The organism is Orrella sp. JC864, from assembly GCF_037026685.1.
Taxonomy (GTDB): domain Bacteria; phylum Pseudomonadota; class Gammaproteobacteria; order Burkholderiales; family Burkholderiaceae_B; genus Orrella.
The window spans coordinates 191,051-209,177 of sequence record NZ_JBANET010000003.1; the positions used below are offsets into that span (position 1 = coordinate 191,051).

Annotated in this window: 19 protein-coding genes; 4 read left to right on the forward strand and 15 right to left on the reverse strand. The window is 68.6% G+C overall.

From position 1 onward, the window contains the following. Nucleotides 1–15: 15 nt before the first annotated feature. The 9 genes from V8Z80_RS04225 to V8Z80_RS04265 form a co-directional block, all read right to left on the reverse strand. Nucleotides 16–1,005 (reverse strand): Bug family tripartite tricarboxylate transporter substrate binding protein, encoded by a 990-nt coding sequence (locus tag V8Z80_RS04225; protein ID WP_336061110.1) that lies wholly within the window; start codon nt 1,003–1,005, stop codon nt 16–18. Further along, nucleotides 1,002–2,168 carry an alpha-hydroxy acid oxidase gene (locus V8Z80_RS04230; RefSeq protein WP_336061111.1) on the reverse strand — a complete coding sequence of 389 codons (1,167 nt, stop codon included), beginning with the start codon at nt 2,166–2,168 and terminating at the stop codon, nt 1,002–1,004. Before V8Z80_RS04230 ends, V8Z80_RS04225 begins: the two co-directional genes overlap by 4 nt. A 30-nt stretch (nt 2,169–2,198) precedes the next feature. Beyond that, nucleotides 2,199–3,977 carry a thiamine pyrophosphate-binding protein gene (locus V8Z80_RS04235; protein WP_336061112.1) on the reverse strand — a complete coding sequence of 593 codons (1,779 nt, stop codon included), beginning with the start codon at nt 3,975–3,977 and terminating at the stop codon, nt 2,199–2,201. Beyond that, nucleotides 3,978–4,856, reverse strand: a complete 879-nt coding sequence (locus tag V8Z80_RS04240; RefSeq protein WP_336061113.1) for a Bug family tripartite tricarboxylate transporter substrate binding protein — start codon at nt 4,854–4,856, stop codon at nt 3,978–3,980. It lies immediately after the preceding gene. 296 nt (nt 4,857–5,152) lie between these two features. After that, a complete protein-coding gene (locus V8Z80_RS04245) occupies nt 5,153–6,049 on the reverse strand; it encodes an SMP-30/gluconolactonase/LRE family protein (protein WP_336061114.1) in 897 nt (298 codons plus the stop codon). 11 nt (nt 6,050–6,060) lie between these two features. Continuing rightward, nucleotides 6,061–7,059, reverse strand: a complete 999-nt coding sequence (locus V8Z80_RS04250) for a Bug family tripartite tricarboxylate transporter substrate binding protein (protein ID WP_336061115.1) — start codon at nt 7,057–7,059, stop codon at nt 6,061–6,063. 22 nt (nt 7,060–7,081) lie between these two features. Continuing rightward, nucleotides 7,082–8,068: a Bug family tripartite tricarboxylate transporter substrate binding protein gene (locus V8Z80_RS04255; protein WP_336061116.1), complete on the reverse strand. Its 987-nt coding sequence runs from the start codon at nt 8,066–8,068 to the stop codon at nt 7,082–7,084. Beyond that, on the reverse strand, nt 8,065–9,270 hold the full coding sequence (locus V8Z80_RS04260; RefSeq protein WP_336061117.1) for a CaiB/BaiF CoA transferase family protein: 1,206 nt from the start codon (nt 9,268–9,270) through the stop codon (nt 8,065–8,067). Before V8Z80_RS04260 ends, V8Z80_RS04255 begins: the two co-directional genes overlap by 4 nt. A 57-nt stretch (nt 9,271–9,327) precedes the next feature. Beyond that, nucleotides 9,328–10,260, reverse strand: a complete 933-nt coding sequence (locus V8Z80_RS04265) for a hydroxymethylglutaryl-CoA lyase (protein WP_336061118.1) — start codon at nt 10,258–10,260, stop codon at nt 9,328–9,330. A gap of 201 nt (nt 10,261–10,461) precedes the next feature. Here V8Z80_RS04265 and V8Z80_RS04270 point away from each other — a divergent pair, with 201 nt between their 5' ends. Further along, nucleotides 10,462–11,190: an IclR family transcriptional regulator gene (locus V8Z80_RS04270; protein WP_336061119.1), complete on the forward strand. Its 729-nt coding sequence runs from the start codon at nt 10,462–10,464 to the stop codon at nt 11,188–11,190. Nucleotides 11,191–11,194: 4 nt separating this feature from the next. Here V8Z80_RS04270 and V8Z80_RS04275 read toward each other — a convergent pair whose 3' ends face one another. From V8Z80_RS04275 to phnD, 6 genes are all read right to left on the reverse strand, one after another. Beyond that, nucleotides 11,195–11,431: a phospholipase domain-containing protein gene (locus V8Z80_RS04275; RefSeq protein WP_155193353.1), complete on the reverse strand. Its 237-nt coding sequence runs from the start codon at nt 11,429–11,431 to the stop codon at nt 11,195–11,197. Nucleotides 11,432–11,436: 5 nt separating this feature from the next. Then, nucleotides 11,437–12,306, reverse strand: a complete 870-nt coding sequence (gene phnX, locus V8Z80_RS04280; protein WP_336061200.1) for a phosphonoacetaldehyde hydrolase — start codon at nt 12,304–12,306, stop codon at nt 11,437–11,439. A gap of 93 nt (nt 12,307–12,399) precedes the next feature. Next, entirely contained in the window at nt 12,400–13,488 is a 1,089-nt protein-coding gene (gene psrA, locus V8Z80_RS04285; RefSeq protein ID WP_336061120.1) for an iron-containing alcohol dehydrogenase PsrA, read from the reverse strand. 128 nt (nt 13,489–13,616) lie between these two features. Beyond that, nucleotides 13,617–14,447, reverse strand: a complete 831-nt coding sequence (gene phnE / locus V8Z80_RS04290) for a phosphonate ABC transporter, permease protein PhnE (RefSeq protein WP_336061121.1) — start codon at nt 14,445–14,447, stop codon at nt 13,617–13,619. Then, nucleotides 14,444–15,244 (reverse strand): phosphonate ABC transporter ATP-binding protein, encoded by an 801-nt coding sequence (gene phnC / locus V8Z80_RS04295; protein WP_336061122.1) that lies wholly within the window; start codon nt 15,242–15,244, stop codon nt 14,444–14,446. The genes phnE and phnC overlap by 4 nt, the downstream gene beginning before the upstream one ends. Beyond that, complete coding sequence (phnD, locus tag V8Z80_RS04300) at nt 15,241–16,116, reverse strand: phosphonate ABC transporter substrate-binding protein (RefSeq protein ID WP_336061123.1); 876 nt, start codon at nt 16,114–16,116, stop codon at nt 15,241–15,243. The genes phnC and phnD overlap by 4 nt, the downstream gene beginning before the upstream one ends. A 132-nt stretch (nt 16,117–16,248) precedes the next feature. Here phnD and V8Z80_RS04305 point away from each other — a divergent pair, with 132 nt between their 5' ends. The 3 genes from V8Z80_RS04305 (at nt 16,249) to V8Z80_RS04315 (ending at nt 18,117) form a co-directional block, all read left to right on the forward strand. Then, a complete protein-coding gene (locus tag V8Z80_RS04305) occupies nt 16,249–17,112 on the forward strand; it encodes a LysR substrate-binding domain-containing protein (protein ID WP_155193346.1) in 864 nt (287 codons plus the stop codon). Between the two features lie 137 nt (nt 17,113–17,249). Then, entirely contained in the window at nt 17,250–17,630 is a 381-nt protein-coding gene (locus V8Z80_RS04310; protein WP_155193344.1) for a c-type cytochrome, read from the forward strand. Nucleotides 17,631–17,664: 34 nt separating this feature from the next. Continuing rightward, a complete protein-coding gene (locus V8Z80_RS04315; protein ID WP_155193342.1) occupies nt 17,665–18,117 on the forward strand; it encodes a 2Fe-2S iron-sulfur cluster-binding protein in 453 nt (150 codons plus the stop codon). Nucleotides 18,118–18,127: the final 10 nt, after the last annotated feature.

An 18,127-nucleotide genomic window follows, 5' to 3' on the forward strand; every position in this document is an offset into this window, starting at 1 on the left:
AAGCCAGCAAGGCGGCTATTGCGCCCTCAGTTGCATGGCACTGATGTCCTTGCCGTTACGCTCGTATTCCTGCCTGAAACGCGCGGCCACCTGCGCCACGGGCGGCGATTGTGGCTCGATGCCGCCGTTGTGCATGGCCTGCCTGAATTTTTCCGTCTGCACCACTGCCCGCACCGCCTCGTTGATCTGCTGCACCAGCGCATCGTCGGCCGAGGCCGGGGCGTACAGGCCCAGCCAGCCGGTGGCGCTGAAGCGCTCATAGCCCAGCTCGGTGGCAGTAGCCACCTCGGGCAGCAATGCCGAACGCCGCTCGCCCAGGCTGGCCAGGAACACCACCCGCGCGTCCTTGAGCAGGGGCACCACCGTTCCTATCGATACCGTCATCACGGGCAGGTGGCCGGCCATGACGTCCTGCACGGCCGGCGCGGCGCTCTTGTAGGGGACATGGTTCAGCTTGATGCCCGCTTGCCGCTGGAACCGTTCCCAAGCCAGGTGGTGAGTGCTGCCGATGCCGTTGGTGGCATAGTCGATGCCGCCCGGCTTCTGCCTGGCCCTGTCCACCAGCTCCTGGAGCGAGCGAAAGCCAGCGTTGGCATTTGCCATGACCACATAGGGATAGGTGCCGGTCATGGCTACCGCCTTGAGGTCCCCCAGCGTGTCGTAGGTCAGGTTGGGATTGAAATGCGGCATCGAGACCAGCACGCCATCGTCAGCATAGAACAGCGTATAGCCGTCGCCCTTGGATTTGGCCGCCGCGGCCGCGCCCAGGGCCCCGGCGGCGCCGGGCTTGTTCTCCACGATCACGGGCTGCCCCCAATGCTTGCCCAGACCCTCGGCCAGCGCGCGGGCGGTGATGTCCACGACGCCGCCAGGCCCGTAGGGCACGATCAGCGAGACCGGCCTGGAAGGAAACGGCTCGGCGCGCGCCAGTCCGGCCGCGGCGCAGGCCAGCACAAGAACCCCGAGCCTGGCGGCCCGCTCCAGCGTAGTGGCGAAGTTTTTCATGCTTGTCTCCATATCGTTTGAGAGGCTTGTACGTGGTCGACGCACAAGTCCGCGGTCGAGCCGCAACCCAGCAGCGCCATGACGCGATGCGTCTCCTCCACCAGGATCTGCAGCACCCTGGACGCTCCCGCCTGCCCTCCAGCGGCCACACCATACAGCGGCGCGCGTCCCAGCGTGACGGCGCGCGCGCCCAGCGCCAGCGCCTTGACGATGTCCGAACCGCGGCGAAAGCCGCCGTCGACCAGCACGGTGAGCGCGTGGCCCACCTCCGAGGCAATCGGCTCGACCATCCGCAGCGTCGGCGCCACGCCATCGAGCTGGCGGCCGCCGTGATTGGAAATCACGATGCCGTCGGCCCCCACGGCCAGGGCCTGCCTGGCATCCTCCACGCACAGGATGCCCTTGATCACGAACGGGCCCGGCCAGAGCCGGCGGATGTGCCGGACGTCGTCCCAGGACAGGTCCGGGTGCCTGTGCTTGCGGGTGAACGCCGCGATCTCGTGCACGTTGGCCTGCGGATGCACGAACTCCAGCAGGTTCTCGAAGCGCGGCACGCCGCGCAGCCAGACGCCCAGCAGCCAGCGCGGATGCATCAGGCCGTCGAGCACCGTCCTGGGCTTGATCGTGACGTCGTGGGCGAAATGGTTGCGCCGGTCGCGCTCGCGGTTGCCGGGCACCGGGGTGTCGACCGTCAGCACCAGGCAGGTGAACCCCGCGCCGCGCGCACGCTCGAGCAGGCGCTTCCATACCGGAGGCTCGCCCCAGGGATAGAGCTGGAACCACTTCACGCCCTTGCAGGCCGCGCCGACCTGCTCGATGGAATCGTTGGAGGCGGTGGCCAGCGCAAACGCCAGCCCGGCCTGCGAGGCAGCCTGCGCCAGGGCCAGGTCGGCATGGCGGTGGAAGATCCCGTTCATGCCGGTCGGGCCCACCACGGCGGGAAACGATACCGTTTCGCCGAACAGGTCTGTCTGCATGGCGATGGCCTTGTGCCCGGCCGTCACCCTGGGCACCAGGTCGATCTCGTCGAAGCAGGCGCGGTTGCCGCGCAGCGTCTTCTCGTCCTCTGCGCCCCCTTCCAGGTACTCGTATATGATCCGCGGCAGCCGGCTGCGCGCCAGTTTGCGGATATCGTCCACGTTGATCGCGGCATCGATGTTCATGACTCTGCCTTCTTCTGCGCGATGGTGGCGTCACTTGCCCCGCGACAACGGGGCGATGGCGTAGCCCGTCGCGACGTGGGCGTCGATGAAATAGGGCTTGCCCCGCTTGACCGCCTCCAGCCCGCGCAGGATGGCCCGCTCCAGGTCGGGCACGTTCCTGACCGGGCCTTCGCCGTCCACGCCCTGCGCGCGCGCCAGGGCCGCCAGGTCCGGCGCCGGATCGTCGATGCGCTGGCCGATCCAGCGGTTTTCCACCGGCCGGCCGCGAATCCGGGCCACGGCCTCCTGGTGCATTTCGTCGTTGAAGTTCGAGCGGTTGTTGGACACGATGATCAAGGCCGGCAGCTCGTAGCGCGCCGCCGTCCACAATGCCGTGGCGCCTTGCAGGAAGTCGCCGTCGCCCATGACCGATACCACCAGCCGCCCGGACCCCTTGAGCGCCAGCGCGATGCCCACCGTCAGGCCGGGCCCGGCCGCCAGGCCCGCCCCGCCATCGCTGCCCAGGAAATCCAGCGGCCCGCGGCAATGAAAGGCGTCGCCCGCCCAGCCATAGGTGGCGTGCGCCAGCGAGATGGGCAAGTCGCCGCGCAACCGCTGCAGCGCCACTTCGATGTCGCGCGGGGCGATTTCGTCGGCGCTGCCGGCACTGTATTCGGGCAGCGCCGGCTGGCTGCTGCGCTCGCCCTGCCAGCGGGGCTGCCCGCCCAGGCGCACGCGCAGCACTTGCACCAGTTGCTCGACCACGGCGTCCGGGCTGGCCTGCAGGGGGATGTCCGTCGGCGGCAAGCCGAAGTAGTCCATGCTCCAGCCGCGATGCAGCTGGCTGTCCAGAGAGGCGTGGGCCAGGGTCGCCGTCATCGCGCCGGTATCCTCCCACACCTGCTTGAGCAAGCCGTTCAAGTCCACCCAGTCCAGGCTCAGGATGACATCGGCCTGCTCGACCGCGGCCTTGGCCTCGGGATTGAGCCAGTACACCGGCGGCACCGCCATCAGCGGATGCTCGGTGGGAAAGACCGCACGGTCGCGGATGGAGGTCATCACCGAAGCGCCCAGCAACTCGGCCAGCTCGATCCGCAGGTCCCACGCCTGCATGTCCCGCGAGCCGCGGCCGAAAAGCAGCAGCGGCCGGCGGGCGGCCAGCAGCGTGTCGGCAAGGTGCTCGATGGCCTGCTGGCTGGCGCGCGGCGGTTCGGAAGGCTGGTAGCGCTGCGCCTGGCCCAGCGCGATCCCGGTGTCCAGGCGGGTTTCCTGCAGGCCGGCGTCCAGGCAGATGTAGACCGGCGCGCGGGGCTCGGCGCGCGTCAGCTGCGCGCCGCGCCAGAAGGCCTCGACGGTGGCCTGGGCCGAGCGCGGTTCGTCGTCCCACTTGATGAAGTCGCGCACCAGCGCGCCCTGGTCCTTGGCCGTGTGGATCCAGTCGATCCAGGGCCGCCGCTTATGGCCGTCCACCGGGCCGGTCGCGCCCACCACCACCATCGGCATGCGGTCGCAATAGGCGTTGAAGATGCCCATGGACCCATGCAGCAGCCCCACGTTGCTGTGCAGCACCGCACCCATGGGGCTGTCGGTGACCTTGGCGTAGCCATGCGCGATCGACACCACGTGATCCTCGTGCAGGCACAGCAGCATGCCCGGGTCTTCGTTGCCCAGGTAGTTGACCAGGCTGTCGTGGAATCCACGATAGCTGGCACCCGGATTCAAGGCCACGTACTTGATGCCGATCCGCCGCAGCATCTCCGCCGCCACGTCGCTGCCCCATTCCATCTTCGTGGGCGCCTGCCCGGGTACCACCTTGTCCAGCTTGGCCATCTATTGCTCCACCTTGACGCCGGCACGCGCGGCGATTGCCTTGTTCTGCTTCAGTTCCTGCTTGATACGCGAGGCAAATGCCTCGCTGCTCGTGCCCACCGCCGCTCCCCCGCTGGCTTCGAAAGCGGACCGCACCTGCTCTGTCTGCACGGCCGCCTGGACATCCTTGTTGAGCTGTTCCACAATGGCCGGCGGCGTGCCCTTCAAGGCGAACAGCCCCACCCAGTTCGAGGCATAGACCCCCGGCACGCCGGCCTCCTCGGCCGTGGGCCAGTCGGGATAGGCGGCCAGCCTGTCCTTGGCAAGCACCGCCACGACGCGGATGCGGCCAGCCTTCACGTATTCGTTGATGGCCGAGATGCCCAGCACGCCCAGCGCCACCTCGCCCGAGGCCACCGCCGTGGCGGCCGGCGCGCCGCCGCGATAGGGAATATGCGTGAATTGCACGCCGGCCTGGTTGGCGAACCATTCGCCGGCCAAGTGGTTGAAGCTGCCAGTGCCCGGCGTGGAGAAGGTCACCGAGCCCGGGTCGGCCTTGGCCTGTGCCACAAGCTGGTCCACGGTATGGATCTTGGAGGCGGCGGGCACGGCCAGCGTGAGCGGCGTATCGCTGACCAGGGACACCGGAATGAAGTCGCGCTCCAGGTCGTACGGCAGCTTGGAGAACAAGGCCGGATTGACCGAGAACTCGCCGGTATGCGCCATAAGCAAGGTGTGGCCGTCGGCCGGCGCCTGCGCTGCCGCCGTGGTGCCGATGAAGCCGTTGCCGCCCGGCTTGTTGTCGATGATCACCGGCTGGCCCCAGGTCCTGGACAGGGCCTGGCCTACCAGACGCGCGGCTATGTCCACGGTGCCGCCGGCCGCAAAAGGCACGACCATGCGAACCGGCTTATCAGGATATGTCTGGGCGAATGCGGGCAGGCTTAGCAGCAACGCCGCCAAGCCCCCGACGAGGCTGGATTTCATGCTTGTCTCCGCTGAACCGATTTCTTATCGATGTATCCGGTGCAGCGTAGCGGCGTGGCGCGCAGGCAAGCAAACGATAAATTTCGAGGCCGCCCATGAGGGATTTCTATGCACGGCCGGCCGCGCGCGGGTCGCCCGCGCGCGCCATGAACCCTGTCTTCCGGGAAATGCGCGAAGCCGCGCAGTTCAGGCAGGAGGCGCTGCCGCCTTCACTCCAGCACAGCCTCCAGGATCGCGCCGCTGCCCGACTCGGTCATCACCACCGACCTGCCGTCCGGGCGCAGCGCCACGTTGGTCACGGTGCTGCCTTCGATAGGGCTCTTGATGAGATGCGTCACTTCTCCGAGCGGGCTGAGCACGAACACCGCGCCCAGGCTGGCGTGGGCCACCAGCAACCGGCCGTCGGCCGTGGTGGCCAGCCCATCGGGTCCGCTGGTGCCGAAGAAAGCCTGGAAAGCCCCCATCTTGCTCAGCGAGCCGTCGGGCAGCAGGGGGGCGCGCCACACCTGGTTGGCGCGGGTCACGGCGAGGAACAGCACCTTTTCGTGCCCATCCAGGGCGATGCCGTTGGGGCTGGGCGCGTTGGCCAGCAGCAGGTCCAGGCGGCCGCCATCTGGATCGTAGCGATAGACCCGGCCGTGCGGATCGTGCAGGCCGGTCTGCCCCTGGTCGGTAAAGTACAGCCTGCCGGCGCGATCGAACACCAGGTCGTTCACGCCCTTGAAGGATTCGCTGTTGCGGTGGCCCAGCACCGTCTCCACCCGTCCGCTGCCGACCTCGCAGCGCAAGATGCCGTGGCGGTAATCGGCCACCCAGAGGCTGCCATCCGCGTGCAAGGCCAGGCCGTTGGGCCAGCCATCGGTCTGCGCGACGGTATGCCAGCTGTCCGGCCCGTCCACGCGCAGGATGCGACCGTGCGGAATGTCGGTCACGTACAGGGTGCCCGACGCGTCGAACACCGGCCCTTCCAGGAAACAATCCACCGGCTGCCCGGCCTTGTTGGCATCGGCCCATGCGCTGCGCCGCGGGCGGCGCAAGCCGGGCGGCACGGTGGCGAACACGCGCGCCTGAATCACCGTCGGCGGCGTGAAAGACAGGTTCCACATGGCTGGATTCCTTATTCGGGCTTGATACCCACGCGCTTGCCGATGTCCGCCCAGAAGCCGACCTGCCCGCGCACGTAGTCGTCGGTCTGCTGCACGCTCAGCGAGCGATGGCGCGCGCCCTGTCGGGCCATGGCCTGCCGCATGGCGGGCTCGGCCATCACCTGGTTGACCAGCGCGTTCATCTTTTGGACGATGGGCGCGGGCGTGCCCTTGGGGGCAGCCAGCCCGAACCAGTTGTACACGTCAAACGAAGGCAAGCCAGCCTGGGCGAAGGTCGGCACCTCGGGCAGGGAATCCAGGCGCTGCTCGCCGCTGACTGCCAGCGCCCGGACCCGCCCGCCCTGCTCAGGCGGGATGGCCGTGGGCGCTGCGGTCACCAGCAGATCGATCTGGCCGGCCATCACGTCGGCCAGCGCGGCGCCGGCGCCCCGATAGGGAATGTGCGTGATGTCGATGCCCGCCTCGGTCTTGAATATCTCCGCACCCAGGTGGGTGGAGCTGGCCTGCCCGCCCGAGCCGAAGTTCAACCGGCCCGGATGGGCACGCGCATGCTCGGTCAGATCCTGCATCGTGCCGAACGGCGAGTTCGCGGGTACCAGCAGCACAAGCGGCGTCTCGATGATCTGCGCCACATGGACCAGGTCGTTCTCGTAGTCCCAGGGCAGCTTGGCGAACGACAGCGGCAGCATCGCATAGGTGGTGTCGGTGACCAGGAACGAGGTGCCGTCGGAAGCGGAACGCACCACGTCCTGCGTGGCGATGGTGCCCGAGGCGCCCGACTTGTTCTCCACGATGAAGGTCTTGCCGGTGGCCTCGGACAGTTTCTGCGCGACCTGGCGGGCCGCATAGTCGGTGGTGCCGCCCGGCGCATAGGGCACGACCAGGCGCACCGGCGCCTGCGGCCAGTCGGATGTGGAATCGGCCGCATGCGCAGCCTGCCCGACGGCGCCCGCCGCCAAGGCGCAAAGCAGAAAACCAATACTGCGGATCATGGACGTAGTCATGCTCATGTCTCTCTGTTTTTTTGTCGTCTTACGAAGCGGTCTGGATGCCGGCCTCTTGGATCAGGCGCGCCCACTTCTGCTGTTCGTCGCGGATGTACTGCTGCGCCGCCTGCGCCGACCCGCCCATGGCGGTGCTGCCTTCGGCCGTGAACATGGCAACGGTGGCCGGATCGTCCAGCACCTTCTGCACCACGCCGTTGACGGCCTGCACCACTTCGCGCGGCGTGCCGGCCGGGGCCACCAGCGCCTTCCAGTCCACCGCCTCGAAGCCTTCGAAGCCGGACTCGGCCACGGTGGGCACATCCGGGAGAATGGGCAGCCGCGCAACCGATGTCACGGCCAGGGCGCGCAGCACCTTGCCCTTGAGCATCTCCTGGGCCGCCTGCGGCGTGGCGAACATATAGTCGGTGTTCTGGCCGATCAGGTCGTTCAACGCGGGCGCGGCGCCCCGGTACGGCACGTTCAGCACCTTGAAGCCAGCCTGGTGCGCCAACAGTTCGCCGGCCATGTGACCCACCGTGCCCGAGCCGGCCAACGCCTGCTTGAGCGCGCCGGGCTGGTCGCGTGCCTCCTTGACCAGTTCGGCCAGCGTCCGCCAGCGGGCATCGGCCTTGACCACCAGCACCACCGGCAGCGAAGCGACCAGTGCCACCGCCGCGAAATCCTTCTTGGCATCGAAAGGCATCTGCGGCATCAGGCCGGGATTGATGGCCAGGTTGGCGGTCTGGCCCAGGCCCAGCATCAGGCCGTCCGGCCTGGCCTTGGCCACTACGTCCATGCCGATGTTGCCGCCTGCGCCCGGGCGGTTCTCCACCACGATCGACCAGCCGGCCTGCTGCGTGATGCGAGCCGCGATGGCGCGCGCCACCGAGTCAGTGCCGCCGCCCGGCGTATAGGGCACGATAAGGCGCACCGGCCTGCCGTGCGGATAGGCGCCCGCCATTTGCGCCCGCAAGGGCAGGCTGGCGGCGCACAGGGTTGCGCCCAGGAAGGCGCGGCGAGTAAAGGCAGTCATGATGGCTTGTCTCCTTGTGTGATTTGCCTTGCTTTGAAGGCCGCGATTTCGTCATCGCTATAGCCGATGCTGCGCAGCAGCTCGTCGGTGTGTTCGCCTATCGAGGGCGGTTGCAGCCGGATAGGCGGCTGCGCGCCGTCCAATGCCAGCGGAACCAGGGGCACCTTCGACGTCCGGCCGTCGGCCAGCGTGACTGGCGCCAGCGCGCCGGTAGCCCGCAAGTGCGGGTCGTCGAACAACTGCTCGGGCCGCGTGATGGGCGCGAAAGGCAGGCCTTCGCGCTCGAACAGCGCCGCCAGTTCGCCAACGCGGTAGCCGGCCAGGCGCGCGCGCAGTTGCGGCATCAGCCACGGCCTGGCCTGGACCCGGTCGTTGTTGGTCCCGAGGCGGGGATCGCCCAGCATCTCCGTCAATCCGAACGCGCGGCAGAAGATCTCCCATTGCTTGTCGCTGACTACGGCCAGGAAGATCTGCTCGCCGTCTTGCACGGTAAAGACGTCATACACTGCCCAGGCCGAGATACGGCTGGGCATCGGCGCGGGCGCACGGCCCGTCACTGCGTACTGCATCATGTGCTGGCCGACCAGGAACACATTGTTCTCGAACAACGAGGTCTGTACCTGCATGCCCACCCCGGTGGCCTGGCGCTGCGCCAGCGCAGCCATGGCGCCCATCGCACCGAACATGCCGCCCATGATGTCGTTGACGCTGGTGCCTGCGCGCAAGGGGTCGCCCGGCCGGCCGGTCATGTACGCCAGCCCGCCCATCATCTGCACCACCTCGTCCAGCGCCGTGCGGTGCTCGTAAGGACCGGGAAGAAAGCCCTTGTGGCTGACGTAGATCAGCCGCCGGTTGCGCGCCTTCAGTCGTTCGTAGCCCAGACCGAGCTTTTCCATGACGCCGGCCTTGAAGTTCTCGCTGACGATGTCCGCCGTATCGATCAGGCGCAGCGCCGCCTCCACGCCTTCGGGCTGCTTGAGATCCAGCACGATGCTCTTCTTGTTGCGGTTGAACATCGGAAAGAAGCCCGCCCCCGAGCCCAGCAGCCGGCGGGTGCTGTCCCCGCCCACGGGTTCGACCTTGATGACCTCGGCGCCCAGGTCCGCGAGCAGCATGCCGCAGGTGGGGCCCATCACCATATGGGTGAATTCGATGACGCGGATGCCTTCGTAGGGAAGGCGCGAGGCGGTACTACCTGGCATGGAAGGCCCTTGCTTGATGAGATTGCGCCCTCGCGGGCAGAAGTAAGGTCAGCGCGGCTACGGGCGCGGCGCGCGCGGCTGCACGAAGCCCTTGGGCAGGCCGGCATCCGGCGTCATGCCGTACAACGGCTCGCCGGGCAGCCCGGCGGCCAGCGGCGCGCGCGCGGCCACAAGCGCCTGCAGGTCGATGCCGGTGCGCACCCCCATGGCTTCGAACATGAAGACCAGGTCTTCGGTGACCACGTTGCCCGAGGCGCCCGGCGCATAGGGGCAGCCGCCCAGCCCGCCGAGCGAACTGTCGAAAGTGCGCACGCCCTCTTCCCAGGCCGCCAGGCAGTTGGCCAGTCCCAGGCCGCGGGTGTTGTGCATATGCGCCGCGCCGGCATGCCCGCCCAACTCGCCGCGCAGCCGGCGAAACAGGCGGCGAACCTGCGCCGGATTGGCATAGCCCACCGTGTCGGACAGGCCGGACTCGTCCGCGCCCGCGGCCACGCAGGCGACAGCCAGGCGGATGACCTCGTCTTCCGGCACCTCGCCCTGCAGGGTGCAGCCGAAGGCGGTGGAAATGCCGGCCTCCAGCTTCACGGCAGGCGCCAGTTCGTCGCGCAGCCGAGCAATGGCGCGCACTTCCTCGACCATCTGCCCGGGTGTCTTGCGCACGTTCGCCAGCGAATGGGCGCGGCTGGCCGACACGGGCATGGTCAGCTTGTGCACACCGGCGCGCAGCGCGGCCTCGGCTCCGCGCAGATTGGGCACCAGCGCCATCACGGTCAGGCCGGCGTGCCGGACGGCATGCCGCACCACATCCGCCGCATCGGCCATCTGGGGCAGCAGCCGCGCGGGCACGAAGGAGGCCACCTCGATCTCGCGTACGCCGGCGGCCACCAGCGCATCGATCCAGGCCAGCTTGTCCGCGGTGGGCATGGTGGCCTTGACCGATTGCAGGCCGTCGCGCGGGCCCACTTCGCTGATCAGCACGTCTGTCTGCATACTCGCCATGCTTGTCCCTATTCGTTCTATCTTATAGAATAATGTTCTTTTCAATGAAATTTAAATACAAGGGCGAGCCGGCTGTCAATCCGCCCGCCAACACCGCTCGCGCCGCGACAAGGCCACCCGGCGCGCCCCTACAATGGCGCGAGCCGTTCCAAAGCACGGAACGCGCCCTCTTCCAGTAGGCCTTCGGAACAAATGCCTCGCAAAGCCGCTACCCAATCACTGGCCGACGCCGACGCCGCCCAAGGCGGGGTCGCCGCGGTGGACCGGGCCTTGAGCTTGATGTCGGTGTTCACCCATGACGAGCAGACGCTGTCGCTGGCCGAACTGGCCGAGCGCACGCGCCTGTACAAGAGCACCGTGCTGCGCCTGCTCGCTTCGCTGGAGCACGCGCGCTGGATCCAGCGCCTGGAAGACGGGCGCTATGCGCTGGGGCCGGAAGTGGCCCGGCTGCACGGGGTGTATGCGGCATCGTTCTCGCTGGAACGGGTGGTCACGCCGGTGCTGCGCAAGCTGGTGGCCGCCACAGGCGAAAGCGCCGCCTATCACGTGCGCCAGGGCGACGCGCGCTTGTGCCTGTACCGGGTCGATTCGCCGCACCCGGTGCGCGACCACATCCGCGCCGGCGACCTGCTGCCGCTGAACCGGGGCAGCGGCGGGCGGGTGCTCACCGCCTACGACGAGGTGCTGGGCCGCGCGCCGGGCCCTGACCGCAAGCTCTATGACAAGATCCGCGCCGACGGCTACTTCGCGGCCGTGGGCGACCGGCTCGACGAAGTGGCGGGCATCTCCGCACCGGTATTCCTGCTCTCGGGCGCCATCGCCGCGGCCGTCACCCTGACCGCGCCGGCGCACCGGTACGACCCCAGGCATCTGGAAGCGGTGCGCCAGGCGGCGCGGGCGTTGACGGGGCGGGTTGGCTGAGCCCTCAATCCACCCCCATCTCCGGATCGCTCACGCCGTCCTGTCCGGTTTCCAGCCGGCCGGCGAAGCGCCGCTCGAACCCCACGCCCGCGGAAACCGTGAAGTCGTACCAGCGGTGTTCGTCCAGCGTCCAGCGCGGCTCGACCTGCATGCCGGGATCCACCACATAGGTCCAGGGCCCGTCGCTGCGGTACGCGTTGGCGCGCACCGTCAGTTCGGCACGCGTATCGCCCATGTTCATGAGGGTCAGGTAGATCTCGCCGAATCGGGGCCTTCGCCCGCCCGTATCCGCACTGCAATGGCCTGCAAAACCTGCGGCAACGCCGCGATGCTGGGCACGACGTAGTGCGCGCCGCTGGCGCGCAGCTTGGCCTGCGCCGCCTGCACGCGGGCCTGCACGTCCTGCGGACGGGCCTGCGCGTGCTCCTGCGGCGAATAGCCGACTTCGTTGCCCGACAGGCTGATGCCCACGGACCACATGCCGGCGTTGCGCCCTTCCTCGATGCCCGGGCAGGTGTCGTCCACCTTCACGCAGGCGCGCACGTCGCCCGCGCCCAGCGCCAGCACGTTGGCCAGCGCCATGTAGGGACCGGGCCGCCCGCCTGCCGGCAGTTCGTCGCCGGCCACGGCATGGTCGGGCGCCACGCCCGCCTCGGCGGCCAGGGGCAGCAGCCGCTCGAGCACGGCGCGGGGATAGCCGGAACACGAGCCGGTCTTCACCCCCTGTCCGCGCAGCCAGCGCAGCACCTGCGCAGCGCCCGCGATGGGCGCGGAAAACTCGCCGACCTTGGCGATCTGCAGGGGCATGAAGCGGGCATAGATGGCGTCCACGTCCGTCTGGCCGGGCTCGCGGCCGAACGCCGAGCGCCATTGCTGCCGGACCGCGTCCTCCTGCAGCAGCCGGTGGATGTGCTGCCGCTTGGACAGGCCCATGGGGCCGCGCGCCTGCGCCAGCGTCACCCGGATGCCGAAGCTGGCGAAGGCCTCGACGAAGATCTGCGTGGGCGCCAGCGAGCCGAAGTCCACCAGCGTGCCCGCCCAGTCAAAAATGACGGCTTGCAGGCCGGTCAGCGATCCATCGGCGGGCAAGGCCAGGTCCGGGGGGGAAAGGGTCATGGAAGTCGAAGGCATGGTGGTAATGTCCGTAGGAAAAAATTGCGTCGGGCCGGCAAAAGAGGGGCAGCAGGCAGGCCAGCAGCATGTTGCGGTTCAGGCGATGGCGCGGATGAAGTTGCGCCCGCGCGGCCCCTGGCTGGCCGACCGCACCATCTGCGCCCAGTCGGCGGCGCTCACGCCGTAGTCGGCCGGATCGGTGGCCACGCCCAGCCCGTGCAGGAACTGGCGCAGCCGCGCCACCGCCGCCTCGGGGCTGGCGGCCTCGAAGATCGCCAGCAGGGCCCGGTCGGCCTGCGGGTCCGAGCCCAGCGCCATCTCCAGCACCAGCGGCAGGCTGAACGAGCAGGCGATGCCGTGCGCCACGCCATGGCGCAGCGTGATCTCGTAGGAAAGCGAATGCGCCAGCGCGGTCTTGGTATTGGAGAAGGCCAGGCCCGCCAGCAGCGCCGCCTGGGCCATCTCGGCGCGCAGGGCGGCGTTTTCCAGGTCCTGCATCAGCGTCGGCAGCACGCGCAGGATCCGCTGGGCGGCATCGCAGGCCAGGGCCGTGGAGACCGGGTTGCGGTGCACGTTCCAGATCGATTCCAGCGCGTGGGACAGTGCGTCCAGCCCGCTGGCCAGCGTGGCGCCGGCCGGCAGGCTGAGCATCAGCGCCGGATCGACGATGGCGGCCTCGGGCCAGGTCCAGGGCTGGTGCAGCGAATGCTTGCGCCCGGCGTCCTGGTCCCACACCGTGGCCCAGGGCGTGACCTCGCTGCCGGTGCCTGCCGTGGTCGGCACGGCGATCAATGCCTTGTGGCGCCCGGGCGGCAGGACCGTGCCTTGGGTCAAGGCCTGCAGTAGTTCGCCGAAGGTGCCCGAGGGTGTGGCGCACATCAGCGCCTTGGCGGTATCGATGGCGCTGCCCCCGCCCAGGGCTACCAGGCAGGGCACGTCGGCCCACAGGCTGTGCGCCCGGTCGTAGAGCGGCGCCAGCCATTGCACGTCCGGGTTGGGCCGCGCCTGGGCCACCACCCCGCGCAGGCGCGGCCCGAGCAGGTCCGCCACCTGGTCCACCAGGCCCAGCGCGGGCGCTTCCGGGAAGGTGACGAGCACGCAGTCGCGCCCGCCCAGGATACCGGGCAGGCGCGCCAGGCTGTCCTGGCCTGCATGGATGCCGACGGGGTTGTGATAGGTCCACACGATGATGAAAGTCCGGAAAAAAAGGGCGTGACTGGCCGCGGGCGAAGCGGGATGCCTTCGGCCGTGAAAAGGGATTGGAGAGATGGCGCGCTACCGGGCGGCCGACCGCCGGCCCGGCAGCGCGCGGCTCAGTGCCGGCTGCCGCGCTGTATGCGTCGCCGCAACATGTTCGATGCCAGGTCGGCCGCGATCACCATGACGGTGATCAGGATGATGCAGGTGGCGGTCTCCTGGTAGCGGAACAGCTTGAGGCTGGCGACCAGTTCGAAGCCCAGCCCGCCCGCGCCCACCATGCCCAGCACGGTGGCCGAGCGCAGGTTCACCTCGAAGCGGTACAGCACCACGGCGATCCAGGCGGTAATGGCCTGCGGAATCACGCCGAAGACGATCACCTGCACCGGGTTCGCACCCGCGCTGCGCAAGGCTTCCAGGGGACCGTTGTCGATCTCCTCGATGCTTTCGGCGAAGAACTTGCCCAGCATGCCCATGCCGTGCAGGGCCAGCGCCAGCACGCCGGGAAAAGGCCCCAGGCCCACCGCCGAGACGAACACCAGCGCCAGGATCAGTTCGTTGATGCTGCGCACGACGTTCAGGAACTGCCGCGTGAGCCTGCGCAGGCCGTTCCAGCCGTGCAGGTTGCCCGCGGCAACGAAGGACAGGGGCAAGGCCAGCAGCACGCTGAGCAGCGTGCCCCAGATGGCGATCTGGATGGTTTCCAGCGCGGGCGCCCACAGGCGCGGCAGGATGCTCCAGTCCGGCGGCACCGAGCGCGCGATGAAGTCGCCGATCTGCGGCATGCCGCTGGCCAGCTCGCCCCAGCTCATCTGCGCGCCCTGCGCGCTCCATTGGATGACCCAGCCCAGCACCAGGGCCAGCGCGGCGTAGCCGAGCCAGCCGGCCTTGCCTTCGGGACGCTGCACGACCCAGCGATACGGGCCTTTTTCAGCGATGGGGCTCATGACAAGCCTCCTGCGGCCACCGCGGCGGCGCCGTGCCAGCCCTGCGGCGTGGCCTGGCCGTCCGCCGCGGGCTGTGCGTGATAGATGGCCTGCAAGGCGGCTTCGTCCAGCTGGCCGGGCGTGCCGTCGAACACCACGCGCCCCTGGGCCAGGCCGACGATGCGGTCGCCGAACTCGCGCGCATACTCGACCTGGTGCAGGTTGCAGACCACCGTGATGCCCAGCCCGCGCGTGGCTTCGCGCAGGTATTGCAGGACGGTGCGGGCGGTCTTGGGATCCAGGCTGGCGACCGGCTCGTCGGCCAGGATCACCTTGGGTTGCTGCGCCAATGCGCGGGCGATGCCCACGCGCTGCATCTGTCCGCCCGACAAGGCCTCGGTGCGCTCATGGATCTTGTGGGCCAGGCCGACGCGCTCCAGGCAGGCCCGCGCCAGTTCCAGGTCGGCTTGCCGGAACAGCTGCAGCATCGAGGGGATCGTCCCCAGCTGCCCCAGCCTGCCGGTCAGCACGTTCTTGAGCACCGACAGGCGCGGCACCAGGTTGTGGTGCTGGAACACCATGGCGGCCTGGCGCGCCAGCGCCCGGCGCGAATGATGCCGCATCAGGTCGATGCCGCCCACCTGCAGGCTGCCGCCGTCGGGCCGGACCAGTCCGTTCATGCAGCGCAGCAGCGTCGACTTGCCGGCCCCCGACAGGCCCAGCATCACCACGAACTCGCCCGGCGACACATCGAGATCGATGCCGTGCAGCACGTGGTTCTGGCCATAGCGCTTGCGCAGTTGGCGCAGCTCGATCATTTCATGCGTCCCAGGTCCAGGTCCAGGGCCTTGGCGGTCTGGCGCACCACGTCATAGGCCTTGTCGTCGGTGGGCGCAAAGGCGTCTAGCACGCCCTGGTCGCCCCAGGGCAGGTCCTTGATCCCGGCCATCGCGGCCGCGACCTTCTTCTTGGTGTCCTCGTCCAGCGACTTGCGCCAGGCCATGGGCGATTCGGGGATGGGCTGCGAGCGCCACACCACCTGGATGTCCTCGCGCTTGACCACGCCCTTGGCAAAGGCCGACTCCAGGATGCGGTCCGCCACGGCGGCGCCGTCCACCTTGCCGTTGGCCACGGCCATGATGTTGGCGTCGTGCGAGCCCGAGAAGATCACCCGCGAGAAGTACTTGTCGGGATCCAGGCCCTCGTTGAGCAGGCCGGCCTTGGGGAACAGGTGCCCCGAGGTGGAGCTGGGGTCCACGAAGGCGAAGGTGCGGCCCTGGAGCTTGGCCATGCTGTCCAGGCCCGAATCCGCGCGGGTGATGACCTGGCTGTGATAGGCGCTGGTGCCGGTTTTCTTGGTCACCGCCACGGCGAAGGCCTCGGCATCGGCGACCTGGCTGGCCAGCACATACGAGAAAGGCCCCAGGTAGGCGATATCGAGCTTCTTCGAGCGCAGCGCCTCGATCACGCCGTTGTAGTCGTTCGCCACGAAGGGGCGCACGGTCATGCCGGTCTTTTCGGCCAGCTGGTCCATCACCTGCTGGCTGGCGCGGATCATCGCCTGCGCGTCTTCGGAGGGAATCAGGCCCACGCGCAATTCGGCGGCGGCGGCCGGCAGGGCGGCACTGGCGCTCGCGGCGAATACGGCGGCGCTGACAACGTTGATCCAGGTCTTGCGGGTCATTTTCATGGCGGGTGTTCCGAGTAGGGCTGAACAGATCCAGCGGGGGGGAGCGAACACGGCCATGGTAGGGACGACACATTGCCTTCATGTTAAGAAATTAAATTTGTTTTCCCCTGATTCTCAAGATGGAACCTATAGATGACGACCGCCAGGTATCGCGCCTTCGTGGCCGTGGCCCACCAGGGCAGCCTGAGCGCCGCCGCCCGCTCGCTCAACCTGAGCCAGCCCACCGTGTCGGCGCAGATCCAGGCGCTGGAGCAGCAAAGCAAAGTGGAGCTGTTCTACCGCCGCGGCTACCGGATGAGCCTGTCCTCGGCCGGCCAGCAGTTGCTGCCCATCGCGCAAAAGCTGCTGGCCCTGGAGGCCGAGGCCGAATATTTCCTGCGCGACGCCGGGCAGCTGAACCAGGGCACGCTGCAGCTGGGCGCGGTGGGGCCCTTCCATGTCATCGAGATGGTGGCCGCCTACCGGCGCCAGCGCCCGGGCATGAAGCTGTCCATACGCATAGGCAACTCCCAGCAGGTGCTAAGCGACCTTGCGCACTACGCCATCGACATCGGCGTGCTCGCGGGCCTGCATGACAACGCGCACCTGCAGGCCTTGCTGTATGCGCAGCATCCCATCATCCTGTTCGCGCACAAGGACCACCCCTTGGCGCGGCACCGCTGCGTGCCGCTGGAGCGCCTGCAAGGCGTGGAGCTGATCCGGCGCGAAGCCGGCTCGACCACGCAGGCCACGATGGACCAGGCCTTGCGCCAGGCCGGCGTGCACACCGAGTGCTCGCTGGTGGTCGGCAGCCGCGAATCCCTGCGCGAAGCGGTTGCCCGGGGCCTGGGCGTGGGCATCGTCTCCGAGGCCGAGTTCATCCCCGACGCCCGGTTCGTGCCCATCCGGATAGAGGGCGACCCCGCCACCACCAGCACGTACATCTATTTCGCCCGGGAAAGGCAGGAAAGCCCGCTGATCCGGTCGTTCCTGGCGGCGCTGGGGATACAGGCGTAGCGGAGCGGGCGCTGCCGCGTGAAAGGTCCATTGTTGTCCGTTGTTGAATGCTGTTGGCAATTGAGGTGAATTTTTTCCGGTTTTGCAGCTGATAGGCTTCGCCCCATGTTCTTAAGGCAACTGCAAGGTGCCATTTCATGCAGGCAAAACCATCCACATCCTGGTGCCCGGCCATCGCGCTCTTGCTGCTGGTTGCGACGCCACCGGCCGGCACGGCCCAGCAGCTCGACGGCGCCCGCCTGTTCCAGCAGCGTTGCGCGGCCTGCCACGCGATCGAACCCGGACAGAACCGCATCGGCCCGCATCTGGCCGGCCTGGCCGGCCGCAAGGCGGCAAGCGTGGACGGCGCGCGGTATTCGCAGGCCCTGCGCGACACGCAGGCCGTGTGGGACGCGCAAACGCTGGACCGCTTCCTGGCCAACCCCCGGCAATTCGCCCCCGGCACGACGATGAACCTGGCCATGCCCAATGCCGGCGAGCGCAAGGCGCTGGTGGACTACCTCATCGCATTGCCCTAGGCCGGCGCCGTACCGTCTATCGAAAGGAGCTTCCATGGCCACACTGACCGTCAATGAACGCAGCCTGCAGGTGCAGGCCGGCCCCGAGACGCCGCTGCTCTGGGTGTTGCGCGAACACCTGGGCCTGACCGGCACCAAGTACGGCTGCGGGGCGGGAACCTGTGGCGCCTGCACCGTGCACCTGGACGGCGAGGCGGTTTTCTCCTGCCAGGTCCCGCTGCAGGCCGCCGAAGGCCGCAGGATCACCACCATCGAGGGCCTGTCCGCGGACGGCAGCCATCCCGTGCAGCGCGCGTGGATCGCCGAGCAGGTGCCGCAATGCGGCTACTGCCAGTCCGGCCAGATCATGCGCGCCGCGGCGCTGCTGGCGGCCAACGCCCAGCCCTCGCGCGAGCAGATCGTCGATGCCATGGCGGCCAACCTGTGCCGCTGCGGCACCTATCATCGCATCGTGCGCGCCGTCGAGCGCGCCGCCGGGCAGGCGTGATGAACGGCAT